Source organism: Saccharothrix australiensis (genome assembly GCF_003634935.1).
GTDB lineage: Bacteria > Actinomycetota > Actinomycetes > Mycobacteriales > Pseudonocardiaceae > Actinosynnema > Actinosynnema australiense.
In genome coordinates, this window is sequence record NZ_RBXO01000001.1 from 2,268,741 (window position 1) to 2,292,253 (window position 23,513).

Here is a 23,513-nt window from a genome sequence, read left to right on the forward strand (position 1 = left end):
TCAGGCGACGTGGTGGACGCCGGACCAGGTCGGGTAACGCCAGTGCGCTCCCGTGTAGTAGTCGGTCTTCGTGTGGCCGATCACGTTGCCGTAGACCTGCAACTCGCCCCCTGTCGTGATGGCGGTCAGGTCCGCGAACCCGTCACCGGTGATGTCACTGAGACTGATGTCGTAGACGGTGTTCCATCCACTGACCACCTGCCAGGAAACATCCCAGAATGGAGTGTTTTCGCGTCCTGGCAGGAGGATTCCGTTGCCGTAGACTTGCAGTGACCCGTCGGTGCGGATCGCGGCGAGGTCGGCGTAGCCGTCGCCGGTCACGTCACCCAATGCGATGTCGATGACGTCCGTGCCCCAGCCCGATTCGTAGACCTTCAACGGGCCGGAGAACGGGGACTGGCCGTCGCCGACCTGCTTGGTGTTGAGGAAGACCTCCAACTTGCCGCTCGACGTCACCGCGGCCAGGTCCGCGAACCCGTCCTGGTTGATGTCGCCCGCGGCGATCTTCCGGTAACCCGACCAGTTGTCGTACTGCCGCCACACCCCCGTGAACGGGGACTGGTCGGGGTTCAGCAGGAAACCATTGCCGTAGATCTGCAACTTGCCGGTGTTGGTCAGCACCAGGAAGTCCGCGAACCGGTCACCGGTCACGTCGGCCGTCGTGATCGACACCGCGTCCTGGTTCCAGTTCGTGTTGTCCGTCTGCCACATCACCCCGTGGAACGGAACACCGTTGTTACCCGGCACCAGGATCCCGTTGCCGAACACCGCCAACCGACCCTCGGCCGTCACCGTCGTCAGGTCGGCGTAACCGTCACCGGTGATGTCACCCTCGGAGCGGTCGATCGGCTTGAGCGGACTCCACCAGCTCGTCTTCTGGAGCGCGCCGCTCCAACTGAAGCTCAGGTGCACGTGATCGGTGTGCGCGCTCGCACCGTTGTAGGGCTTCCAGCTCAACGTGCTGGTCGACCAGATCTGGCGGTTCCAGATGATGTACATGATGCCCATGCGGCGGAGCAGCGCGTGCTGGTTGCCGTACTGGTCGGTCGCCAGCAGCCAGTTGACCAGGTCGTCGCCCTGCGCGCGCTGGCCGGCGTCGAACGCGTTGAACGGGTAGTCCAGCGCGCGTCCTTCCTTGTGCTCGCTGTTGCCGGGTTTGCCGCACTCCCGGCTGATGCCCGAGCTGGGGCGGCCGTAGGTGGACACGAGCAGGTTCTTGATGTCGACGACCCCGGGCTTGGGCGTCGGGTCGCAGGTGCGCTGCGGGTCGTTCGCGGCGTACGCGTCGATCTGCGGCCCGAAGCTCGGCGCGGGTGGTGCGGCGTGAGCCGCCGGTGCGACCGTGGCGCTGACGGCCGCGATCACGGCGACCCCCACGACGGCGCGCGCCATCGCTTTCCATCTGGACATACTTCCCCCAGTTGTCACTGAAGTAGAACTCGAACCCTCGTTCGATCACTTCATTAGTCCGTCGCAGCGTAACCACGGATGGCGAAGACAGTCAACAAGGTGACTTCGTGGCGCAGTACAGCCACTTCAGTGACTCACAGGCGGTCGAACGCGCTGCTCACGCGCGCCAGCCAGGCCGCGTCGGCGTCCAGGTCCGCTCCCGAGGTCAACGCGGGGGCGGCCCCGGACCCGAGCGGGGCACCGGCGCGCTTGCGCCCGATCGCGTCCGCGATGGCACGGGCTTCCGCGCCCGCGTCGCCACTCGACTCCGGCGCGCGCAGGAACGGGTGCAACGGGCCGATCAGCGCGTCCCGGATGCCGATGACGCGCTGCTGGTAGCGCACCTGGAACCGGAACGGGCGGTCACCGGTCACGACCTCCGGGCACGCCTCGCGCAGCGCGCGCTCCAGCGGAGCCATCCGCCGGTAGCGCCGCAACCGCGCCCGGCGACGAGCCACGCGCGGCCCCCACGACGGCAGCGTGATACCGACCATCAGCAGGAAGGTCGCCGGGATCAGCAGCACGGCCTGGATGCCGTAGGAACCGCTCTCCTGCCACGGGAGCCGCCCGCCCGCGTTCACCGTCACCTGGTAGGCGATCTTGTGCACGACCTGGAGCAGCGCGACCGCCGCGCCGACGGCCATCATCGTGACGCCGGCGCGCAGGTACTTCCCGGTGATCGCGGGCCGGTGCCACCACATCTGCACGATGTCGATCAGCACCAGGCACGTGTAGCTCTGCCACGCCAGCACGTAGAGCGTGACGCCGAAGTCGGCGTGGCCTTCCGGCGCCAGGATGGGCAGACCCAGTCGCAGCGGCCCCGCCGCGTAGCACGCGCCCAGCAGCACGAGCGCCCCGATCAGCAGCCGCCGCCGCAGCCGCACCCCGCGCTCGGGTCGCGCGGTGGCGACGCGGACCATGAACACCTCGGCGCAGTGCGCCATGAGCATGGCGAAGAAGTGCTGGACCAGTTGGGGCATCAGGGGAAGTTCACCCAGCACCCGGTGCACGGGCCAGTAGACCTGCGGCGATCCGAGCAGGAAGACCACCGTCAACGACAGCAGGCCGAGGAAGATCGCCCGCACGGTGGCGTCCCCGGGGTGACGGCGCACCGACCGCAGCCGGTACGCGCACGCGAGCCCGGAAGCGGCGATCAACCCGAACTGGATCCAGTTGGCCGGCGTCACCGCCTCAGTCCTCCAACGCTCGCCCGAGCCGGTCGGTCATCCCGTCACCACCGCCGCGCGGCCGGACCACGCGATCCGCCCGCGCCCGCACCTCGTGGGCGAACCACTCGGCCTCCGCCTCCTGCCCGCTCGTGTAGGCGTCGTGCCGTCGAGCCAGCATCCGCCCCACCACCGCCGGGTCGAGATCGGGGAACAACGCGGACAACACCTCGCCCGCCGGCCCGCCGCTGCCGTGCTCGCACAGGATGTGGCCGAGCTCGTGCAGGATCACATGTTCCCGGTGCGGCACGGAGGTGTTCTGCTCGTACCAGATGTAGTCGAGGGCGTCAGCGGCCATCCACAGCCCGGACACGCCGAGCGCCGCGAGGTTCGCGGGCACCAGCTCGATCGGCCGCCCCCTGGCCCGCCCGGCCCGGCGGCACAGCTCGGCCAGGTCGAAGGTGTCCGGGAAGTCCAGCCGGGCCACCACCCGACGGCAGCGACGACGCACCCGCCACGTGGACCACCACCTCAAGCGTCGTCCGCTTCCAGGCCCTCCAGCTTGCGAAGCTGCTCGGTCATCGCCTGCACCGCCTCCAGGCTGCCCTGCGACAGCCCGACCATGCGGGCGGCGACCTGGGCGATGCCCGCGTCGCGCAGCATGGCGGCGAGCGCGATCTGGGCGGTGACCTGGTCGGCGGTCTGCTCGTCGAAGAAGAACGCCTCGGGCACGCCGAAGAACCGCGCGAGGCGTTCGAGGGTGTCCTTGGTGGGGTTCTGGTTCTTGCCGGACCGCAACGCCGACAGCAGCCCGGTCGACAGCCCGGTCTGCTCGGCGATCTCGGGGTGCGTGTACGGCTTGCGCCCACGCGGGTGCACGTTGCGGATCAGGTAGTCGACCTTCTCCGGCAACGTCCGGGGCACCGGTCCCGGCTGCCCGTCCATGCTCCCTCCTCCCACCGCGAAGAGCGTACCCACCTGCGTTTTCGGCGAGAGTATCAACGCGCCCGATCCGCGCCGATTCCACCGTGGACCGCGCCGCGGCAGCGGCGCGGTCCCGTCGGTCAGGGTGAGCGGGGCGGTGCCGAGGTGGAGTTCGGCGCGGCGACGCTCGACGATCCGGGCGAGGAAGCCTCGCGTGTCACCCGACCACGGGACCGGCGGCGGTGAGCGGTGCGCTGAGGGATGGATGCTGAGGGATGAATCAGGCAGGGGTCAGGGGAAACCCTGATGGCAGGCGGTCCGACCGCGGGCACGCTGGAGGCGTCAAGGGATATCCGCAGTTCGAGGAGAGTCATGAGCGAATCCAAGCCCGAGTCCTCCCGCGCCGCCGTCGATGCCGTGGTCGACGCCGTTCGCGGACTGGTCAACGAGGGCATCAACCGCCGTGTTGTGGTGCGTGACAGCAAGGACGACGTGGTGCTGGAGGTGCCGGTGGCTCTCGGGGTGGTCGCGGCGCTGGCCGCTCCGGTGGCCACGACGATCGGTGCCGGTGTTGCGCTGGTCGGCAGGTGCGGGATCAAGCTGGAGAACCGCCAACGGCCCGGTAGCCGGCCCGCGACGACGGTCGACACCGGACAGGTGTAGCCGGCAGCCGCGGGTTACGTCTGTAGGGACGTGAATGCGGGCGGGGGCCGCATGCTGCTCGACATGGTCGTAGCGATTCCGGCAGGTACAGCTCGCGGTCGATCAGCATGCGACCTTCTACCGCAGATCCATCGGCACTATGACCCGACGACGTGCAGGTCGACGGCCGACAGCACTACGCGCACAACGACACCGTTCTCCCAGGCCGTCTCGCAGACGGTCGCCGAGGACGGACGGCTACGACTGCGTGGGTATGAGGTGTACCGGTTCGGCGGGCACGAACCGACCCACCCCGATGCGGGCTTGCGCCAGGTGGAGCCGACACCTCCCTGGCGGGAGCACAGCGCTACCGGCGGTTGTCGTACGCAGCGCGGGCGGCGTCGATGTGGGGCAGGTGCGTGATGCTCCATTCGAGCAGCGGCGCGGTGGCCTCGCCCAAGGTCCGGCCCATCGTGGTCAGCTCGTAGCTGACGTGCGGCGGCATGACGTCGCGGACCGTGCGCGTCAGGATCCCGTCGCGCTCAAGGTCGCGCAACGTCACCGTGAGCATGCGCTGGCTGATCCCGTCGATGGACCGCTTCAGCTCGGTGAAGCGCCGCGGGCCGTCCTTGAGCATGCGCACGATCAGCAGCGCCCACTTGTCCCCGACGATCCCCAGGACTTCGCGGGCCTGGCACGGGTCCTGCATGGTTACCTCCAGGGAACCGGGGCACCGGAAAGTGCCGTATTGCCCGGCGCGCGCCGGGTGGATCACGATGTGACCGGTTACCGAAGGATACCGAGGCACAAGGGGGAACCACCCGACCATGGCCACATTTCTGCTGGTACACGGCGCCTGGCACAGCGGGCGGAGCTGGGACCGCGTGGTTCCGCTGCTGGAATCGGCCGGGCACCGGGTGTTCGCGCCGTCGCTGACCGGTTACGGCGACAAGGCGCACCTGCTGAGCCCCGCGGTCGGGCTCGGCGCGCACGTCGACGACATCACCGGACTGCTCGACGACGAAGGTCTCGACAACGTCGTGCTCGTCGGGCACAGCTACGCCGGGATGGTCATCTCAGGGGTCGCCCACCGGGTCCCGGAACGGATCGCGCACCTGGTGTTCCTCGACGCGATGGTTCCCGAGGACGGTGAAACCGCGGTCGACGTCCTCCCCGTCACCAAGCAGCTCATCGACCACGCCGTGGACGGCTGGCGGGTGCCGCCGATGCCGGAGCAGCCACCACCGCTCGGCCTGTTCGGGGTCACCGATCCCGACGACATCGCCTGGTTGCGCTCGATGCTGTCGGACCAGCCGGTGCGGTGCCTGCTGGAGCCGGTCCGACTGGACAACCCGGCCGCGCGCACGATCCCGCGCACGCACATCCACTGCGTCGCGGACCGGCCGGCGGGCATCACCCGACGCCCCGTCCCGACCGGCGAACTGGTGCGAGAACTGCCCACCGGCCACGACTGCATGATCACCATGCCCGCCGAACTGGTCGAGCTGCTGATCGAGACAGCCTGGCGCCCGAGTCGTTGATTCGTGGCCACCTCGGGCCCGCAGCGCCGGAAGACGGCTCAAGGCAGGCCGGCGAGGTTCGCCGACAATCCGAGGCGGTTGCCACCCGCGACACATTTCCTCAAAACGTCACAGCGCGCGTTGCCGAGGTCTGTGCAACCGATGCGCGGTCGGCGTTACAGGTTGTGACGTACGGCATAGCCGGTTGGATTACCGTGCGCTGTCATCGATGATCTTCAGCTGCGGGGTGCCCCGGCACCTCGCGCGCGCTTCGTGCTCGAGCTGGATGAACGCACGTCACAGGCCCTACAGGGGGAAGCTTTGCGCAAACGATCCGGTATGCGGATTTTCGGCGTCGCGGCCGTTCTGGGAATGGTCGCGGGAGGCGCCGCACTCGTACTCGACAATACACCGTCCGCCGCTGCCGCCGCTGAGGAGACCCAGTCGAGCTTGGTGGAGACGTTCGACCACCCCGGTGCGGCGGCCATTGAGGAACGGCGTCATATTCGCCTGAAGAAGGGCGATGGGAACATCATGTTGGTCGAGTGCCGGGCGAACGCCAATCAGATCCGGGTGGAGAGCACCGCGTTCCTGCCGCCGGAGAACGTCTTCTGCTTCCAGGTCGTCGGTGACAAGGGCTCGCTGACCATGGAGATTCCCGAGGCGTTCCTGGTGTTCGGCAACGACTACCGCTCGGTGGCCTCGTGGACCACCGACAGCGGCGAGGTGCGGCAGACGGTCGTGGATCGGAAGGACAAGCCCTTCCCCATCGGGGAAGGTGTCACCGGGAAGCCCGGAGTGCTCATCGAGCTCACGGCCAGCCGCTGACCACCCACCGACCTGTGGTGGACCGGGCAGCGGGTCGTCCTCGTCCGCGTGCGGTCCCTTCGGACGCGGGCTATCGGCAGCACGGGTACCTGACGCCGGCCGAGGCTCCACTTGCCGAGGCGGTCGTCCTTGATGGCGTCCGAGTGAGAGTCTGGGGTGAGGCTGTGAAGAAGGTCGGGGTGCGGCTGCTTTGCGCGGCCGTTCTCACCGTGGTGACAGCGGGCTTGGCGGGTGTTCCCGCGGCGATCGCCGACGAGGGACCGCAACGCACGGATCGTGAGCGGGTCGTCGAGCTGATGCGGGTCGGTGGCCCCGTCGTGGCGCGCACGGCCGAGGCCGCGCTGCTGTCGTCGGACGCGGCCGTGCGCGAGTACTTGAGAACCGGTGCGAAGACCGCGTCGGAGTTCGACGACCGCATACGGGCGACGCGGATCATCGCGATCGGTGGGCGCAAGCTGCGGGAGGCGGCGGGCGCGGCGCTCGCGGGCACGCCGGAGCAACTGCGCGCCTTCCTGGTCGGCGGTTGGCAGGCGCCGTCCGCGCTGGATCAGCGGGTACGTGTCACGCAGATCATGAGCGCGGGCGGGTCGGTGGTGCGCCGCGAGGCGCAGCGGGCGCTGCTCGGCACGGACGACGACAGGGAGACCTTCCTGCTCTCGGGCCAGTTCGCGGCCCGCGAGGTGGACAACCGGCTCAAGGTCACGCAGATCATGAACGCGGGCGGTCCGGAGGTCCGGCGCACCGCCGAGGTCGCGCTCGCCGGTACCGGCGAGGACGTGCTGGACTACCTCGAAGTCGGCCGGCACGTGGCGCGCGAGCGCGACCAGGAGACGCTGACCATCGTCCAACTCGTCGACTTGGCCAAGGAAGCGGGCGCCACGGCCGCGGTCGAGACCGAGCGGGCGAAAGAAGCGTCCGAGCAGGCCGTGCAGGCGTCCGCGCTCGCCAAGGAGGCCGCGGAACGCGCCGCGCGGGAGACGGCCGCCGCCAAGGACGACGCCGAGCGCGCGTCCGCGGCGGCAGGGCGGGCGGCGGACGCAGCCGCCGGTGCCGCGAAGGCCGCGGAGGTGGCCATCGGTGCGGCGTCGGCGGCGAACAACGCGGCTCGCGTCGCGGCCAACGCGGCTGCCCGTGCCGCCAGTGCCGCGGTGCTGGCGGGCAATGCCGCGGCCGCCGCGTACCAGGCGGCGTCCGACGCGGCGACCAACCAGCAGGACGCCCAGCAGGCGCGTGAGGCGGCGGAACGCGCGCGGGACGTGGCCAGGGCGGCGAAGCTGGCCTCTGACGCGGCGCAGGCCGCAGGTGACGCGGCGGGCGCTTCCGGCAACGCCGCCAACGCCGCCGCCGCGGCCGCGACCAACGCCGATCGAGCCGCTGCCGCCGCCGCGGAAGCGGGCAACCAGGCCGGCATCGCGGACAGCGAGGCCGACCGTGCCAGGCAAGCCGCGGCTCGGGCGCACAACTACGCCCAGATCGCGACCCGTGCGGCGAGCGACGCGAACGGGTTGGCGAGCCGGGCCGCACAGGCCGCGTACGAGGCGCGGGACGCGGCCCGATCGGCGGCCGCGCACGCGGAGAACGCCGCTGCGGCCGCCGAGGAAGCCGCGGACCACGCCGGCGAGGCCGCCGACGCGGCGCGTCGGGCAACCGACGCCGCGAACAACGCGACCACCGCGGCGAACACCGCGACGTCGGCGGCGCTCAAGGCCAAGGACGTCGAGGCCGCGGCCCGCGAGGCGGACCGCGTGCGCTTGGCCACGACGACCGCCGTGCTGAAGACCGAGGCGGTCGAGGCGAGGGCGGAGCACGACGCGCAGCCGGTCGAACCCGCGTGGGACGACCCCGAGGACACCCGGATCACCGCGCGGACCCGTCAGCTGATCGCCGAGGCGACGGCCCCGGACGCGGTCCGGGAGGTGCGGGTCGCCAAGGGTCGCCAAGCCGCCGCCCAGCTCACCCGCACCGGCGGCGCCTGGACCAGGGAGGCCGCCTTCAACGCGTTGGGCGGCACCGAGGAAGAGGTGTTCGAGTGGCTCTCCCGGCAGAGGGCCGCCGCCGCTGAGCACGACGACCGCACGCGGGTCGAGCAGCTGCGCAACACCTCGGACAAACCGGCGCTGCGCACCGCGGCCGAGGCCGCGGCGCGGGGTGACGGCGCGGCGGTCCGCGAGTTCCTGCGGACGCAGCACTACGAGGGCAAGTACGTCGACGACCGGGTCAAGATCGCGCAGATCATGAACACCGGGGGCTCCGCGACACGTGCCGCGGCGCAGAAGGCGTTGGAGGGGACCGAACACGACCAACACGTGTTCCTCCGCACCGGGCAGTTCGCCGCGCGCCAGCAGGACGAGCGCGTCGCGGCGGCCCAGTCGCTGGACACGTCCCCGGACACCCTCACCGAGGTCGGCGCGGCGGCGGAGGTCGCACTGGCCGGTCCACCGTCCTCCGTCACGCGGTTCCTCCAGGTCGGCCTGGTCCAGGCGCAGCGGCGTGACCAGGACGCCGCGACGCACGCGGCACGTGTGAAGGGCTACGTGGCCGACGCGGCCCAGATCGCCGCGACCGCCCAGTCACAGGCGGCGGAGGCCCAGCGGGTGGCCGCGGTGGCCCGCCAGGCCGCGGCGGAGGCCGAGCACCACGCCCGGCAGGCGAAGGAATCCGCCGACCTGGCGGCGGGGTACGCGCGTGAGGCGAACCAGTCCGCCGAGGACGCTCAGCGGTCGGCGGAGCAGGCGGCCGCGTCGGCCAAGGCGGCCCGCGACGCCGAGGCGTCCGCCGCCGCGGCCGCACGGCAGGCGGCCGGTTCCGCGGCGTCGGCCACGGCGTCGGCCCACCAGGCGCGCGGCTACGCCGATGACGCGGCGGCCCTCGCCCGCGCCGCGCGGGCGTTGGCGGACATGGCGGGCCTCGACGCCAAGGCCGCGGCTGCGGCGGCGTCCGAGGCGTGGCAGGCATCGATCGACCTCCAGCGCCGTGAGAACGAGGACATCCGCCCGGGTGAGAACGCCCCGGCGATCGACGTGAGGGAGTACGGCAACTCCACGATCCTGATCAAGGGTCACGACGGCACCTGCTTCCTCAACGGCATCCAGCTCCCGCGCAACCTCGGCGGCTCGTGCGAACAGCTCGCGGAAGCTTTCGACGCGATGCTCGGCGACAACGCCATGTTCATCCAGTTCGAGGAGCTCAGGGGGCAGGACGACGCGCCCGCCCGACTCCTGAAGCTGTACTGCGGCAGCCGCGGCAACCTGTGCGGCCCGGACCTCACGAACATGCTGAAGGACTACAAGAAGGCCAGGATGATCCTGCCGGAGATGGGCGGCCCCGTCGGCGTTCCGGGCAGGATCGGTGGCGCGGCGGGCAGGGTGCCGAAGATCGCGGAACTCGCCAGGGGCAGCAGCCTGGTCAAGGTCGGTGACTTCCTCGACGACCTGAAAGCCTTCCAGCACTACGCCAAGCACGTCCAGGGCGTCATCCTGAAGAACGGGAAGTCGACGGTCAAGGCGGGCGGTCCGGACATGCCCGAGTTCGGCTCGTTCGCCGAGTACCGCACAGCGGCACGTGCGATGTTGGGTGGCGGTAAGCCCGAGCACGTCCTGGAGGGCGTGCGCAAGACCGACTGGTCCACCTGGCGGCTCGACCCCAACACCGGCATCATCGGGAGCAGGAGCAAGGACGGCGTGATCACGACTTTCTTCCGACCGACCGACCCCGCGGGTAAGGTCCCGCAGAAGGACTACGCCTACCAGTACTTCGTCAACGAGATCAACCGGACGAAATGACCACGTCGAACAGCCTGCTGGAGCAGTGGGAGCAGTTCGTGCAGCTCGTCGAGGAGTCCTACGACGACAACATCGACGAGTACCACTTCGACCTGCGCGTGCGGGACGCGTTGGAGACCGCGGTGTCCTCCGACACCGAACCCGAGTGGGTGATGGAGAAGCTGTCGTCACTGGACGAGCGGTTCCGCGCGTTGCTGCGGCCGGAACCGGTGCGTGACGACGTGCCGTGGTGGCGAGGTCGCGTTCCGCGCTACGCGGGAGAGGAACTCGCTGCCGCGTTCCGGCAGTGGTACGGGGTCGAGGTCGAGGTGCGCTGACGCCGGCCGGCAGCGGTTCGCCCCCGGGGGAGGAATCCCACCGGGGGCGAACCGCTTCCGTGCCGACGGGCGGCTGGACCGCTCGATCCTGCCGGGTTGGAGTCGCGGGTGGGAGCTGTGTGTCGACCGCCACCGACTCGTCGACGTGTCAGGAGAAGTGGGGGCCTTTCGACAGGAGGCGGTCCATGCACCGCTCCGCCAAGGCGGTGATGGTCCACGAGGGGTTGCAGCAGCCCGTGGAGCCGGGGATCAGCGCGGAGTCGACGACGTGGAGGCCGGGGTGGTCGTGCACGCGCCCGGCCTGGTCGCAGACCGGCCCGATGACGGCGCCGCCGAGTGGGTGGAGGGTCAGCGGGTAGGTGGCGGTGAGGTCGGCCGCGACACCGCCGCCGGCGTCGGTCAACCTGGCGACGGCAGCCCGGACAGCTCGTCCGGCGCCGCGGTCGGCGGCCCTCGGCCACGTCAGCCGGACCCTGCCGGTCCCGGATTCGTACCGGAACGCGCCGCGACCGTCGGACAGGCCCATGCAGCCCAGCAGCGCGCTCCTGGTTTCGACCCCGAAGGGCAGCGGGACGTGCTGCACGGTGACCGGCGTCGGGGACGACTCCCAGTCGTGCGCTCCCACGCACGCGGGTCCGCCCTGGTGGGGCAGGGTCGAGTAGGGCAGCAAGGCGCGCAGGTGGATACGGTCCCCGTTGTCGCCCCAGTGCTCGCCGACCTCATCGGGCAGATCGGGAAGTGCCCGCGTCGCCTTCGCGCGCACCAGCAGCTCGGATGTGCCGACCGAGCCGGCGGCCAGGAACACCGCGTCGGTGGTCACCTCGACGTGCTCCAGGACGGTGCCGTCGGTGGCGATCCGGTCGCACGTGAGGGTGTAGCGGCGGCCGGTGCCGCCGGTGAGCTCCCGGACGACGTGGAGGGGAGCGACCTCGCACAACCCCGTGGCTTCCGCGGCGGCCAGATAGGTCTTGTCCACGGAGTGCCGAGCGTCGTTGTTCACCCCGCAGTGGACCTCGCCCCGGGTGGACCAGGGTGGCAGCCCTCCGGAGAGTTCCCTGCGCACGACGTCCCAGTCCACCGGCTGCGGGATCCGGAAGGTCCGCAAGCCCGCTTCGCGCGCGTCGGCCAGGAACCTCCGGCTCGACGTGTACCGCTCGTGGCGCAGGACGTCGTCGGGGATGGGGGAGAGCCGCAGGGCGGCCGCCGCCCGCGGGTAGTAGGTCAGGTCCATCTCCTCGAAGTCGACGCCGGAGGGCATGACCCGGCCGAACAACTCCTCGCTGGGACGGATGGACGCCCCGCCGTAGTGCAGCGAGCCCCCGCCGACGCCTGCTCCGCACAGGACGCGTATCCCGCGTCCGACGACCTTCTCCACCAGACCTGCGTATCGCGGCAGCAGTACCGGCCGCGTGCCGTGCGTCGGGGGCGTGCGCGCCGACCAGCGCATCCGGCGGTCCGGCCGCCACAGCCGGGGGAACGGGTCGCCCGCCGGTCCACCGCGCCAACGCCGACCGCGTTCCAGCACGAGGGTGGCCACGCCGGCCTCGGCGAGGCGCAGGGCGGCGACCGCTCCGCCGAACCCGCTGCCCACGACGACCGCCTGGCGGTGTTCCTGCCGGACGGGTGTCCTGCCTGCCGGGCGCGCCATCACAGCTCCTCGAGTCGTCGGGGGCACCGGTCCGCACCGGCGGCCGCACGGTCGCACCGATGGGTCCATCCCGTCACACTCGCGGGCCTCCGGCAACAGTGCCCAACGTCCCGGACACCGCGACGGGGGCCTGCTCCGCCCGGAGTGCCCCGAAGGTCCCGGGGCGAAGTGCCGGTGGCCGCAGGCGGGGGTGTTCCCGACAATCGGGTGGATGTCCACGGGGGTCCCGAATCGAGGTCCCATGCCGACACCTCCCGCCGATCCGCCGTCCTGGGTCGCCGAACCCCGGATGAGCGAGATGGAGACGATGTTCTGGCGCGGTGAGACCGATCCCCGCATCCGCGTCACCGTTCTCGCGGTCGAGGTGCTGGACCGCGCGCCGGACTGGGAGCGCCTGGTGCGTCGACACGAGCTGACCAGCCGACTGGTGCCGAGACTGCGCCAACGGGTCGTCGAACCGCCGTTGCGGCTGGGTCGGCCCTGGTGGCGGGACGACCCGCTCTTCGACCTGGCGCACCACCTGCGCCGGGTTCGCTTGCCGGCGCCGGGCGCGACGCGGCAGCTCCTCGACCTGGCCGGGACCGCGGCTTCGGCGCCGTTCGACCGCACGCGACCGCTGTGGGAAGCGATCCTCGTGGAAGGGCTCGACGGGGACCGCGCCGCGTACGTGCTCAAGCTGCACCACAGCCTGTGCGACGGCATCGGCGCGGCCCAGCTCGCGGCGGTGCTGCACGAAGCGGCGACGCCCGACCACCCCGTCGGTCCCATCCGGCACCCCGAACCGCCCGCCGCCGACGGCGCGGTGTCGGAGAGGGCCCGCGCCGCGAAGCTGCTCTCCGCGGTCCTCGGGGCCCCGCGTTCCGCGCACGCCGTGCTCAAGGCCACCGTGCTGCCCGCCGCCGCACCGTCCCCCCTGCTGAGCGGGCGGAGCAGGACCCGGTCCCTCAGCACCATGACCCTGCCGACAGCGGACCTGCGCGCGGTGGGCAGAGCGGTCGGCGGCTCGATGAACGACGCCTACCTCGCGCTCCTGCTCGGCGCGTTCGGCCGCTACCACGAGCACTTCGGCGTCCGGCGCGCGGAGTTGCCGGTCCTCATGCCGATCAGCACCCGCACCGCGAGGTCCGCGCTCGGCGGCAACCAGTTCGCGAGCCACCGCCTGGCCGGCCCGATGTGCGGTGCGGGTTTCGCCGAACGCGTCCGGCTCGTGCGCGCGGCGGTCGCGGCGGTGCGCGGCGGCACGGCGCTGGGCGCGTTGGGGGTGCTGGCCCGTTGTGCCACGCCGCTGCCCGCGCCGGTCATCGCGGCGGCCGAGAAGATGCTGTTCCGGGGCAACGACCTGATCGCGTCGAACTTCCCCGGCACGCCCGAGCGCGTCCGGCTGGCCGGCGCCCTGGTCGAGGCGGTGTACCCGTTCGCGCCCGTGGTGCTCGGAGCGGCGAACGCGGTGCTGGTCTCCTATGCCGCCAACTGCCACATCGGGGTGAACCTCGATCCGGCGGCGATCAGGGAACCCCTGCTGCTCATGGAGTTCCTCCACCGGGAGTGGGAGGAGGCGCGGGAGCGGTTCGGCCGCGCGGGGTCGTCACGGGGTGCAGGCCCGCAGGGGTGACGGGGCCCAGCGGACACCGCCCAGCTCGACCAGCACCGCACCGTCGTCGTCGCACACCAGGACGTCCGCGGGGCCGCCCTGCGGGGTGCCGGTCACCAGTCCCCACATCGAGGAGGTCCAGCGGCCGACGACGGTGGTCCGCTCGACGGTGAGCACGGCGTCGGCCGCGTGGCGACCGGTCGCCGCCCCCAGCACCCCGTCCAACAGGTCCGGGGGGAACCCGAAGTCCACCTCGCCGGGTGCCGGGCCGGTCAACCGCAGCAGCACGGAGTTCCCGTGCCGCTCCGCGACGCGCACACCGGGGGACCGCGGGTCGGCGGCTGGTCCGCGTGGTCGCGCCGCGCCGCCACCGGTGCGCTGCACCCGGTGGCGCAACAGGGCGGGGAGATCGCCGGCCTCGCGCCGCCGCGACACGCGCGCGGTCCCCTCCGCCAGGCGGGCCCGTGCCGCCGGCCGATCGGCTCCGGGCGCTTCGGTGATGTGGAACCGCCAGCGGCCGGGCGGTCCCGCCACCCCGGCGGCCTCCAGCGCCGAGCCGTGCCGGAACGCCGGGTCGAGGACCACGCTCAGGTCCTCGACGGTGGCCGGGGCCGAGCCGCACAGGCGGTGGGCCACCGCCGCCGCCAGTTCGACCAGCCCTCCCGCCGTCGGAGCACCGGAGGTGCCCCGGTCCCCGGCGCCTCCACGGGGGGTGGCGGTGGTGCGCCACCGCACCCCGCGTTCCTCGGTGGCGTGGTCGGGCAGCAGCGGGTGGGCACGTTCGGCTGGTGCGCCCGTGGTCGGCGCCCAGTACCGCCGCCGGCGCCAGGGATAGGGCGGAAGGCTCACCTGCCGGCCGGCGGGCAGGATCCGCTCCCACCGCAGGGCGTGCCCGGCTTCGTAGAGGTCCGCCGCGGCGGCCACGAGGGACTCCCACACCGAGCCGGCACACCCGGCGGCGGGCGGGTCGCCCAGGAAGACCCCGGCCGGGGTGAGGTGCAGCACGAGGTCGTCGGACGCGGCGGCTCCCGGCGCGTCGACCCTGGTGACCGGGGGGAGCCGCGGTTCGGCCGCTCGGTCCGCGTCGACACCGTCGCCGGGCCGGCGCGCCGCCACGCTGCCGGGCGGGGTCGTCAGCCGCACGCCCCAGTCGCGCCACAGGGCGATCAGCCCCGCCGGCAGCGGCCTCGACGCGAGGTCCGGGGCGGTGGGGTGGAGCGGGCCGGCTGCTCGTCGCGGCGATGCCGCGCACTCCCGGACGGCGTCGCGGAACGCGTTGCTGCGTCGGGACAACTCCTCCACCACCGCGTGGTCGGTCGGCTCATCGCGGAGGACGAGCACCACACCCGGCGGGCTGCCCACCGGGGTGGCGCGCAGCGGCCGGGGTTCCCGCCGCAGGGCCTCCACCATGCCCGCGCGGTCGTGGGCCCGGAACGCGCGCCGGTAGGGGTGGTGCGCCCGGCGGACCGCCGCGGTGTGGCAGACGTCGGCGAGCGGCACCTCGGGCGAGGTCTCCAGGAACTCGGCGTGGGCCGCGGCGGCGGCGTCGAGGCTGTCCGGGTGCCGCGCCGAGAGCACCAGTGCGAAAGGACCCACGTCCGGTGCGCCACCCGGCACCGGGTGGTCGGCGGAACCCAGCACGGCGTGGACGTTGGTGCCGGTGACGCTGAAGGAGTTGACACCGGCGACCAGGCCGTCCCGGTCGGGCAGGGGCGTCGACCTCGTCACCACCGAGCAGCGCGACCCGTCCCACCGCAGCGCCGGCGTCGGCGTGGTGTGGTGCAGCGTCGCGGGGAGCAGCCGGTGGTGGAGCGCCAAGGCGGCCTTGAGCAGTCCGGTGAGCCCCGCGACCGGCTCCTGGTGGCCGAAGTTGCCCCGGACCGAGCTGAGCAGGACCGGGCGGCCCGGCGGCCGTCCGGGACCGAGCACCGACGCCAGCGCGGCGATCTCCACCGGGTCCCCGGCCGGGGTGCCGACACCGTGGGTCTCGACGAACGACACCCTGGCGGGCTCGACACCCGCGTCCCGGTAGGCCAGGCGCAGGACTTCCTCCTGCGTGGCCGCCGCCGGGGCGAGCATCGTCGGGCTCGCGCGGCCGTCGTTCGTGACGGCGCTGCCGAGCACGACCGCGTACACCCGGTCACCGTCCCGCCGCGCGGCGGACAGCGGCTTCAGCACGACGACCGCGCACCCCTCGCCCCGCACGAACCCGTCCGCCCCGGCGTCGGCGAACGCGCTGCGCCCCTTGGCGGACAGCACGCCGGCCCGGCCGTAGGCGATGGTCTCCTCCGGGGACAGGACGAGGTGGACCGCTCCCGCCACCGCCAGTCGGCATTCGCCGTCGCGCAGGCTCCGGCACGCCAGGTGCACGGCGGCCAACCCGCCCGAGCAGTTGGTGTCGACGGTCATGCTCGGGCCGCGCAGGTCGAACTGGAAGGACACCTGCCCGCTCAGGCCGGCGCTGCCGGCGGCCCCGATCACCGAGAACATGTCCAGCAGACCGTCCCGCGCCAGCAGGTGCCAGTAGTGCGACGCGGCCTTCGCCATGAACACGCCCGTCCGGCGCGTCGCCGTGCCGCCGGTGACGACACCGGCGTCCTCGAAAGCCTCCCACGTCGTCTCCAGCACCAACCGCTGCTGGGGGTCCATGTGCGCGGCCTGCCGGCGGCCGATGCCGAAGAAGTCGGCGTCGAACGACGAGACGTCCTCGATCGACGCCATGCGCGGGGCGGGTCGGTGCCGGCTGCCCTCGTCGGTGCCGGCGAGCGCTCGGAGGCCGTACCGGTCCGCGCCGATCGGGCCCACGACGTCGACCCCGTCGCACAGGGCCCGCCAGAGGGCCAGGGGTCCCCGGACGCGCGGGAAGCGGCACCCCGCGCCGACCACGGCGATCGGCTCGTCGTTCCCACGCGTCATGGCCGGCCCTCGCCTCGATCGAGTCAGGACATCGTCCGCGCGACCCGGCGGACGCCGCCAGTGCCGTACGTCCCGGGACCTTCGTCTCGGAGGCACGGGCGGCACCGACCGGGGACCATGGGGCCGGCCCTGACCGGTCGCGTCCTCGGCGGGAGGTGGAGCACGTGGTCGAAGACCTGCTCGCCAGGGTCGGGGCGACCGCGAACCGGTGGCGCCGCTGCGCCGGGTGCCGCAGGTGGTGGCCGCGTCGCGCACTCCCGCCCGCGTGGACCTGCCCGGCGTGCGCGGCACCGTTCCGGATGCCGGCCGCGGACCGGATCGCCTCCCTCGTGGACCCGGGCACCTTCCGCGAGTTCGGAGCGACGCTGACGCCGGGCGACCCGCTCGGTTTCCGCGACCGCGCACCGTACCCCCAGCGCTGCGCCCGGGCCCGCGCGCGGACCGGCCTGCGGGAGTCGGCGGTGTCCGGCACCGCCGACATCGCGGGCCGTCGGGTCGTCGTGGTCGTGTTCGACTTCGACTTCCTCGGGGGGTCCTTGGGGGTGGTGGCGGGTGAGAAGCTCGCCAGGGCCGCGGAAATCGCGTCACGCGAGCACGTGCCGCTGGTGACCGTGTCGGCTTCGGGCGGCGGGCGCATGCAGGAGGGCCCTTTCGCCCTGTTCCAGGGAGCCAAGACCGCGGCGGCGATCAGCGCTCTCCGGGACGCGGGCATCCCCTACATCAGCGTGCTCACCGACCCGGTGATCGGCGGTGTCCAGGTGTCCTTCGCCAGCGCCGGTGACGTCGTGGTGGCGGAGGAGGGCACCCGGGCGGGCTTCGCCGGCCGCCGGGTGGTCGAGCAGACCACCGGGCGCGCCCTGCCCGCCGACTTCCAGACCGACGCCTTCCTGCTGCGGCACGGGCACGTGGACATGGTTGCGCCGCGCCGGGAACTGCCGGGGTGCGTGGCCCGCCTGGTGGCGTACGCGGTGCCGGCACGGCGCGCGCAGGGCCGGGAGACCGGCGATCCGGTGCACCGCGCGGCGGCGCGCACACCACAGGACGACGCCGACCCCTGGGACGCGGTCGTCGCGGTGCGGGCGGCGCACCGCCCGCGACTGGCGCACTACCTGGCGGCGGTCTTCACCGACGCGGTCGAGCTGCACGGCGACCGCAGGCGCGGCGACGACGCGACCGTCTTCACCGGGTTCGCGCGGCTGGACGGGTACCCGGTGGTCGTCATCGGGCACAACAGGATCACCGAGGGCCCATCGCGCAACAGCGGGATGGCGAGCCCGGCCGGCTACCGCAAGGCGGCGCGCGTGATGCGCCTGGCGGCGCGGTGGTCCATCCCCGTGGTGACGCTCGTCGACACGCCCGGCGCGCACCCCGAGGCCGACGCCGAGGCCGACAACCAGTCCGCCGCCATCGCCGAGACCATGCTCACCGCCGCGCGCCTGCCCACTCCCGTGCTGTGCGTCGTCATCGGCGAAGGCGGTAGCGGCGGCGCCCTGGCGTTGTCCATCGGTGACCGGCTGCTCATGCAGCACAACGCCACGTTCTCCATCATCAGCCCCGAGGGGTGCGCGGCGATCCTGTTCGCCGACAGCGCCAAGGCGCCGGAAGCCGCTCGCGCGCTGCACCTGCGCGCCACCGACCTGCACCGGCACGGGCTGGTCGACGACGTCGTGCGGGAGCCGCCCGGCGGCGCGCACGCCGACCCGCCGCGCGCGGCGGACCTGCTGGCCGACGCCCTGCGCAGGCACCTGGCCGAACTCCGGGGGCTGGACGGCCGGCGGCTCGTGGCGCGCCGGAGCCGCCGGCTGCGGGCCCTGGGCGGCGACTGGTGCCTGCCCGGCGCCACCACCCTCCTACCGGACGAGGACGACCGTGGATGACCGACTCGCGAACGGGCCGAGCACACCGCACGACGACGCCTCGGCGGCCGTCGAAGCCGTCCGGAGGGTGCTGGCACTGCTCGGGGCCGCCCGGGCGGGACAGGTCCGGGTCCGCAACGGCCGGTTCGAGCTCGACGTCACGCTGCACCCCGGTTCGGCGGGTGTCCACGGCGACGTCGAACCCGCCGAACCCGGACCCTCCGAACCACAACCCTCCGAACCCCGACCCGCCGGCGCGGGCCCGGCCGAGGTCCGGATCACCGCGCCCGCGATCGGCGTCTTCCACCGGCGGTCCGCGCCCGGTGAACCGCCGCTGGTGCAGGTCGGTGACCAGGTCGAGGCCGGGCGCGAACTCGGCCTGATCGAGGCGATGAAGGCGTTCATCCCCGTCGTGGCGGACCGGCCGGGCACGGTCGGCGCGATCCACGTCGAGGATGCCGAAGTGGTCGAGTACGGGCAGGTCCTGATCGACCTGGTGCCCGACCCGGTCGGCGTACCGGAGCCCCGGGTGGGTGCCCCGTGATCGACACCTTGCTCGTCGGCAACCGCGGTGAGGTCGCCGTGCGGATCGTCAGGGCGTGTCGGCTGCTCGGCATCCGCAGCGTCGTGGCCCACTCGGCCGCGGACCGCGACACCCTGCCGGTACGCCTCGCGGACGACCGCGTCTGCCTCGGGCCCGCCCGAGCCGGGCACAGCTACCTGTCCATCCCGGCGCTGCTCTACGCCTGCGCCCGCGTCGACGCCGACGCCGTGCACCCCGGCTACGGCTTCCTCGCCGAGGACCCGGACTTCGCCGCCGCCTGCCGAGACAGCGGCATCGCCTGGGTCGGCCCGAGCCCCGAGCACGTCGCCCTGCTCGGGGACAAGATCGCCACGCGCGACGAGATGGCGCGGGCGGGGCTGCCCGTGGCACCGGGCTCGCGGACGCACGTGACGGACCTGGCCGACGCGACCCGCCAAGCGCGGGACATCGGCTACCCGATCGCGCTCAAGGCCGCGTCGGGCGGCGGTGGCCGCGGCGTCCTGCGCGTGGACGGCGACGACCACCTCGCCGAGTGCTTCGGCAGGGCCGGTGCCTCCGCACGAGCCCTGTTCCAGGACGGCCGCCTCTACGTGGAGAAGTGGGTCGAGCACGCGCGGCACGTCGAGGTCCAGGTCCTCGGCGACCGCCACGGCAACGCCATCAGCCTCGGGGAACGCGACTGCTCGGTGCAGCGGCGCAACCGGAAGCTCATCGAGGAGTCACCCGCGCCCGGCCTCGCGGTGGCGGTGCGCGAGGCGTTGGGCGACCTGGCGGTCCGCGCGGCGCGGCACCTCGGCCTGCGCAACCTCGCCACGGTCGAGTTCCTCGTCGACGACCGCGGCGAGTTCTTCTGCACCGAGATCAACCCGAGGTTGCAGGTCGAACACCCGGTGACCGAGTCGGTCACCGGGCAGGACCTGGTGGCCTGGATGATCCGCGAGGCGATGGGCGAGCCGGTGCCGTGCAGCCGGGACGACGTGTGGTCGCGCGGGCACGCCGTGGAGGCCCGGATCACCGCCGAGGACCCCGAGCGCGACTGGGCGCCCGGCTGCGGGACGGTGCACGACCTCGTCGTACCCGGCGGTCCGGGCATCCGCGTCGACACCTGGCTCACCCCCGGCACCGCCGTGTCACCCCACTACGACCCGCTCCTGGCCAAGGTCGTCTCGTGGGGACCCGACCGGGACACGGCCCGCCGCCGGTTGGTCCACGCGCTGGAGGAGTTCACCTGCGTCGGCGTCACCCACAACGCGGAGGCGCTGATCGCGATCCTGCGGCACGACGAGTTCTCCGGCGGGGAGCACCGGGCGGGGGTGGTCGACCGGGCACGCCCGCGCCGCACCGCGAGCGACGAGGGGGCACCCTGATGGCCGCGCCCGACACCACGGCGCCGCAGGGACGGGTCCACACCGCTCACATCGCAGGCCGCGACCTCGTCCTCCAGCAGGTCGTCCAACCCGTCGTGGCCTCCCTCTCGGCGGACCGGTCCGTCCACCGACCGCCGATCCTCGGCCGTTGCGCCCTCGCCGGCCCGGACGAGGTGCGCGCCGCCACCGCCGCGGCCGTGGCGGCGGCACCGCTGTGGGCCGACGTGCCACCGGCGGACAGGTTCGCGCTGGGGCCGGTCTTCTGCCGGCGGTTGGCGGACGCGGCCGGGGAGTTCACGGCCCTGCTCGTGGCCGAGGGCTGCCCGCGGCGCATCGCCGACTGGCTCCTCGACAGCATGTCGGGGATGTTCGACGCCGAGTCGTGCCGCTGGTACCTCGGCCTGGTGCGGCGCGAGTGGCGTGACGGCGACCGGCGGTTGGTGCTCCAGCACCACCCCGACGGGGTGCTCGCGATCAACCCGCCCGGCAACGCGGCCGCGTTCAGCGCCGCGACCGCGGCACTGCACGGGCTCATGGCAGGCAACGCCGTCGTCGTCCGCGTGCCCCGGCGCTTCCCGTCGAGCACGACGTTCCTGCTGCGCCACGTGCTCGTGCCGTGCCTGGAGGAGGCGCACGCGCCACCCGGAACGCTGAACTTCTTCTGCAGCGCACCGGATTCCGTGCTGCGGCACTGGCTCGACGACCCCGGCGTCGACGACATCCTGTACTACGGCAACAGCGAGCGCGGTCTGGGCTTCCAGCGCGCGTGCTCGGACCGGGGGAAGAAGGCCGTCCTCGAACTGTCGGGCAACGACACGGTGGTCGTGTGGAAGGACGCCTCGATCCCCGGCGCGGTGGAGTCCCTGGTGGCGGCTTTCCACGGATCCGGTCAGATGTGCATCGCCCCGAACCGCGCCGTGATCCACCCCTCGGTGGCCGACGACCTCATCGCGGCGCTGCGCGTGCGGGTCGCCGGGATCAGGCCCGGCAGGCCGGAGGACGACACGACGCTGCTCACCCCCGTGCCCGGTGACGCGCACGTCGCCGTGCTGCGGGAAGCACTGGCCGCCGGGGCGGTCCTGGTGTGCGGTGGCAGGCGGCTGACCCTCGCCGGCACACCGCACCCCGCCGGGCCGTTCCTGGAGCCCACCCTGCTCCGGGTCGACGGCCTGGGCACCGCGGCCGGCCTGAGCGCGGTCCGCGAGGAGACGTTCTTCCCCCTGCTGACGCTGGTCGTACCGCACCCGGAGGCCGACGACGGACGCCTGCTCTCGGACGTGATCGGCTTCCTCAACCGCAACCGCTACGGCCTCCGCAACTCCCTGTGGACCGGTGATCCCGCTGTAGCCGAGCGGTTCGTGGCCGGTGTGCGCAACGGCGCCATGCTCAAGGTGAACCAACCGCACCTCGACTTCGTCCACCTGCTGCCCAGCCACGGGGGGACGGGGCGGTCGGGTGGCGTCCACGGTGAAGCGACCTACGTGTTCCTCAAGACCAGCCACCTCCAGTCGGCGGTTCTGGGCCCGTGACCCCGGCGCGGTCAGAACCGCAGGCCGCCGTCGACCCGCAGGACCTGGCCGGTGATGCCGGCCGCCCGGTCCGACACCAGGAACCCCACCACGGCGGCCACCTCCTCGGGGGTGCCGAACCGGCCCATCGGGATGAGCGGCTTCCACCTGTCCTCGTAGGGAAGGGCGGTGCTGGTGCCGATGAAGCCCGGCGCCACGGCGTTCACCCGGACGCCGAACCGCCGCAGCTCCTTGGCCAGCGAGAGGGTGAAGCCGGTGAGCGCGGCCTTGGAGGAGGCGTAGTTGACCTGTCCGGCGTTGCCGTCCAGGCCCACCACCGACGACAGCGTGACGACCGCGCCACCGCGCCGACCCATCAGGTCCGGCACCACCTCGCGCGTCACCCGGAACGTCCCGGTGAGGTTGACGTCCAGCACCCGGTGCCACGCCTCGTCGCCCATCCGGGCCAGCCACCCGTCCCGCATGACGCCCGCGTTGTTGACCAGGACCGAGACGGGGCCCAGGGTGTCGCGCACCCGCTCGACGAACCGCCGTACCGAAGCGGTGTCGGTCACGTCGCATCGCGCGCCCAGCACGGAAGCGCCGGAGGGTTCCGCCTCGGCCACCGCCCGCCCCGCCGACTCGTCGTCGGACTCGTAGCAGAAGGCGACGTCGTGGCCGTCGCGCGCCAGGGCGGTCACCACCGCACGCCCGATACCGCGGGAACCACCGGTCACCACGGCCACCCGACGGCTCACGGCGAAACCGGGCCAGCGACGTCCCTGGCCGTCGACGGCACGGAGATGTAGCCGTGCCGGAGGGCGACGAGCACCGCCGTCGTCCGGTCGGTGACGGACAGCTTGGTGAACAACGAACTCAGGTAGTTCTTCACCGTTTTCTCCGACAGCCCCAGGCATCGGGAGATCCGGCGGTTCGACTGCCCCAGGCCCAGCAGTTGCAGGACCTGCCGTTCACGCGGGGTCAGGTCGTCGGCGCGCTTCCCGGGTGTCGGTTCCACCGCCGCGCGGATCCGGCCGGCGGGGTGCCGCTGCGCCGGGATGCCCGGCGAACCGTCGCGCCCGCTCCGCTGGGCCCGCCCCGCGGTCGCCGCCAACTCCGCTCCGGCCCGGTGCTGGGTCGCCATCCACTGGACCTTGGCGAGGGTCTCGTGGAGCGCCGCCTCCATGCGGCTGGACACCGCTTGCAGGAGCCGAGGGGGCATGGGCTCGGCGTGCTGGCCGAAGTGCAACCACCTCAGGCACGACGCGAGTTCGTCCCTGCTCCACCCGTGCAGGTCTGCCCGGCATTCGAGGTCGTGCACCACGTCCGCCGTGGTCAAACCGTTGATGTCCAGCCACCGCTGGAAGACGTGTGAGGTGTGGCCGGCGAGCTGCTCGGGTTCCGAAGCGGGATTCAAGTCGCCCATGGAACGAGCCCCCCACGTCGATGGTTGCT

General features: G+C 72.8%; 19 protein-coding genes. 10 read left to right on the forward strand and 9 right to left on the reverse strand.

Translation table 11 applies throughout. The features are described from left to right. The 4 genes from C8E97_RS10765 to C8E97_RS10780 all read right to left on the reverse strand — a co-directional run bounded on the left by C8E97_RS10765 (position 1) and on the right by C8E97_RS10780 (position 3,560). Positions 1–1,410, reverse strand: coding sequence for an FG-GAP repeat domain-containing protein (locus C8E97_RS10765; RefSeq protein ID WP_147455052.1), 1,410 nt, complete (start codon positions 1,408–1,410; stop codon positions 1–3). Between the two features lie 134 nt (positions 1,411–1,544). Then, a complete protein-coding gene (locus tag C8E97_RS34405) occupies positions 1,545–2,636 on the reverse strand; it encodes an MAB_1171c family putative transporter (protein WP_170211743.1) in 1,092 nt (363 codons plus the stop codon). A gap of 4 nt (positions 2,637–2,640) precedes the next feature. After that, entirely contained in the window at positions 2,641–3,102 is a 462-nt protein-coding gene (locus tag C8E97_RS10775) for a hypothetical protein (protein WP_147455053.1), read from the reverse strand. A gap of 44 nt (positions 3,103–3,146) precedes the next feature. Then, positions 3,147–3,560, reverse strand: a complete 414-nt coding sequence (locus C8E97_RS10780) for a helix-turn-helix domain-containing protein (protein ID WP_121004024.1) — start codon at positions 3,558–3,560, stop codon at positions 3,147–3,149. A 351-nt stretch (positions 3,561–3,911) separates the two neighbouring features. On the opposite strand from C8E97_RS10780, the gene C8E97_RS10785 reads away from it, so the two are divergent. Next, positions 3,912–4,202, forward strand: a complete 291-nt coding sequence (locus C8E97_RS10785; protein WP_121004027.1) for a DUF4342 domain-containing protein — start codon at positions 3,912–3,914, stop codon at positions 4,200–4,202. A gap of 346 nt (positions 4,203–4,548) precedes the next feature. On the opposite strand, the gene C8E97_RS10790 is transcribed toward C8E97_RS10785, so the two are convergent. Beyond that, complete coding sequence (locus tag C8E97_RS10790) at positions 4,549–4,890, reverse strand: winged helix-turn-helix transcriptional regulator (RefSeq protein ID WP_121004029.1); 342 nt, start codon at positions 4,888–4,890, stop codon at positions 4,549–4,551. A gap of 118 nt (positions 4,891–5,008) precedes the next feature. Here C8E97_RS10790 and C8E97_RS10795 point away from each other — a divergent pair, with 118 nt between their 5' ends. From C8E97_RS10795 to C8E97_RS10810, 4 genes are all read left to right on the forward strand, one after another. Continuing rightward, positions 5,009–5,722, forward strand: a complete 714-nt coding sequence (locus tag C8E97_RS10795) for an alpha/beta fold hydrolase (RefSeq protein WP_121004032.1) — start codon at positions 5,009–5,011, stop codon at positions 5,720–5,722. A 252-nt stretch (positions 5,723–5,974) separates the two neighbouring features. After that, positions 5,975–6,529, forward strand: a complete 555-nt coding sequence (locus C8E97_RS10800) for a hypothetical protein (RefSeq protein WP_147455054.1) — start codon at positions 5,975–5,977, stop codon at positions 6,527–6,529. Positions 6,530–6,693: 164 nt separating this feature from the next. Further along, positions 6,694–10,311 (forward strand): ALF repeat-containing protein, encoded by a 3,618-nt coding sequence (locus C8E97_RS10805; RefSeq protein ID WP_121004038.1) that lies wholly within the window; start codon positions 6,694–6,696, stop codon positions 10,309–10,311. After that, the gene (locus C8E97_RS10810) at positions 10,308–10,628 is read left to right on the forward strand and encodes a hypothetical protein (RefSeq protein ID WP_121004041.1); all 321 of its coding nucleotides are present in this window, start codon (positions 10,308–10,310) and stop codon (positions 10,626–10,628) included. Before C8E97_RS10805 ends, C8E97_RS10810 begins: the two co-directional genes overlap by 4 nt. Positions 10,629–10,776: 148 nt before the next feature. On the opposite strand, the gene C8E97_RS10815 is transcribed toward C8E97_RS10810, so the two are convergent. Next, the gene (locus C8E97_RS10815; protein WP_170211745.1) at positions 10,777–12,276 is read right to left on the reverse strand and encodes a GMC oxidoreductase; all 1,500 of its coding nucleotides are present in this window, start codon (positions 12,274–12,276) and stop codon (positions 10,777–10,779) included. Positions 12,277–12,517: 241 nt separating this feature from the next. On the opposite strand from C8E97_RS10815, the gene C8E97_RS10820 reads away from it, so the two are divergent. Then, positions 12,518–13,888: a wax ester/triacylglycerol synthase domain-containing protein gene (locus C8E97_RS10820; protein ID WP_170211746.1), complete on the forward strand. Its 1,371-nt coding sequence runs from the start codon at positions 12,518–12,520 to the stop codon at positions 13,886–13,888. Here C8E97_RS10820 and C8E97_RS10825 read toward each other — a convergent pair. Beyond that, the gene (locus C8E97_RS10825) at positions 13,862–16,783 is read right to left on the reverse strand and encodes a beta-ketoacyl synthase N-terminal-like domain-containing protein (protein ID WP_121004047.1); all 2,922 of its coding nucleotides are present in this window, start codon (positions 16,781–16,783) and stop codon (positions 13,862–13,864) included. The genes C8E97_RS10820 and C8E97_RS10825 overlap by 27 nt on opposite strands. Positions 16,784–17,082: 299 nt before the next feature. Here C8E97_RS10825 and C8E97_RS10830 point away from each other — a divergent pair, with 299 nt between their 5' ends. The 4 genes from C8E97_RS10830 to C8E97_RS10845 are packed head-to-tail and all read left to right on the forward strand — an operon-like array spanning position 17,083 to position 22,079. Next, positions 17,083–18,660 carry an acetyl-CoA carboxylase carboxyltransferase subunit alpha/beta gene (locus C8E97_RS10830; RefSeq protein ID WP_147455055.1) on the forward strand — a complete coding sequence of 526 codons (1,578 nt, stop codon included), beginning with the start codon at positions 17,083–17,085 and terminating at the stop codon, positions 18,658–18,660. Beyond that, positions 18,653–19,183 carry an acetyl-CoA carboxylase biotin carboxyl carrier protein gene (locus C8E97_RS10835; protein ID WP_121004053.1) on the forward strand — a complete coding sequence of 177 codons (531 nt, stop codon included), beginning with the start codon at positions 18,653–18,655 and terminating at the stop codon, positions 19,181–19,183. Before C8E97_RS10830 ends, C8E97_RS10835 begins: the two co-directional genes overlap by 8 nt. Continuing rightward, the gene (locus C8E97_RS10840; RefSeq protein ID WP_121004056.1) at positions 19,180–20,550 is read left to right on the forward strand and encodes an acetyl-CoA carboxylase biotin carboxylase subunit; all 1,371 of its coding nucleotides are present in this window, start codon (positions 19,180–19,182) and stop codon (positions 20,548–20,550) included. Before C8E97_RS10835 ends, C8E97_RS10840 begins: the two co-directional genes overlap by 4 nt. After that, complete coding sequence (locus tag C8E97_RS10845) at positions 20,550–22,079, forward strand: aldehyde dehydrogenase family protein (RefSeq protein WP_121004059.1); 1,530 nt, start codon at positions 20,550–20,552, stop codon at positions 22,077–22,079. The genes C8E97_RS10840 and C8E97_RS10845 overlap by 1 nt, the downstream gene beginning before the upstream one ends. An 11-nt stretch (positions 22,080–22,090) precedes the next feature. Here the strand turns inward: C8E97_RS10845 and fabG are convergent, their stop codons facing one another. Together fabG and C8E97_RS35900 are read right to left on the reverse strand one after the other, a co-directional pair. Further along, positions 22,091–22,816: a 3-oxoacyl-ACP reductase FabG gene (gene fabG / locus C8E97_RS10850; protein WP_246018801.1), complete on the reverse strand. Its 726-nt coding sequence runs from the start codon at positions 22,814–22,816 to the stop codon at positions 22,091–22,093. Further along, positions 22,813–23,475, reverse strand: coding sequence for a helix-turn-helix transcriptional regulator (locus tag C8E97_RS35900; RefSeq protein ID WP_246018803.1), 663 nt, complete (start codon positions 23,473–23,475; stop codon positions 22,813–22,815). Before C8E97_RS35900 ends, fabG begins: the two co-directional genes overlap by 4 nt. Positions 23,476–23,513: the final 38 nt, after the last annotated feature.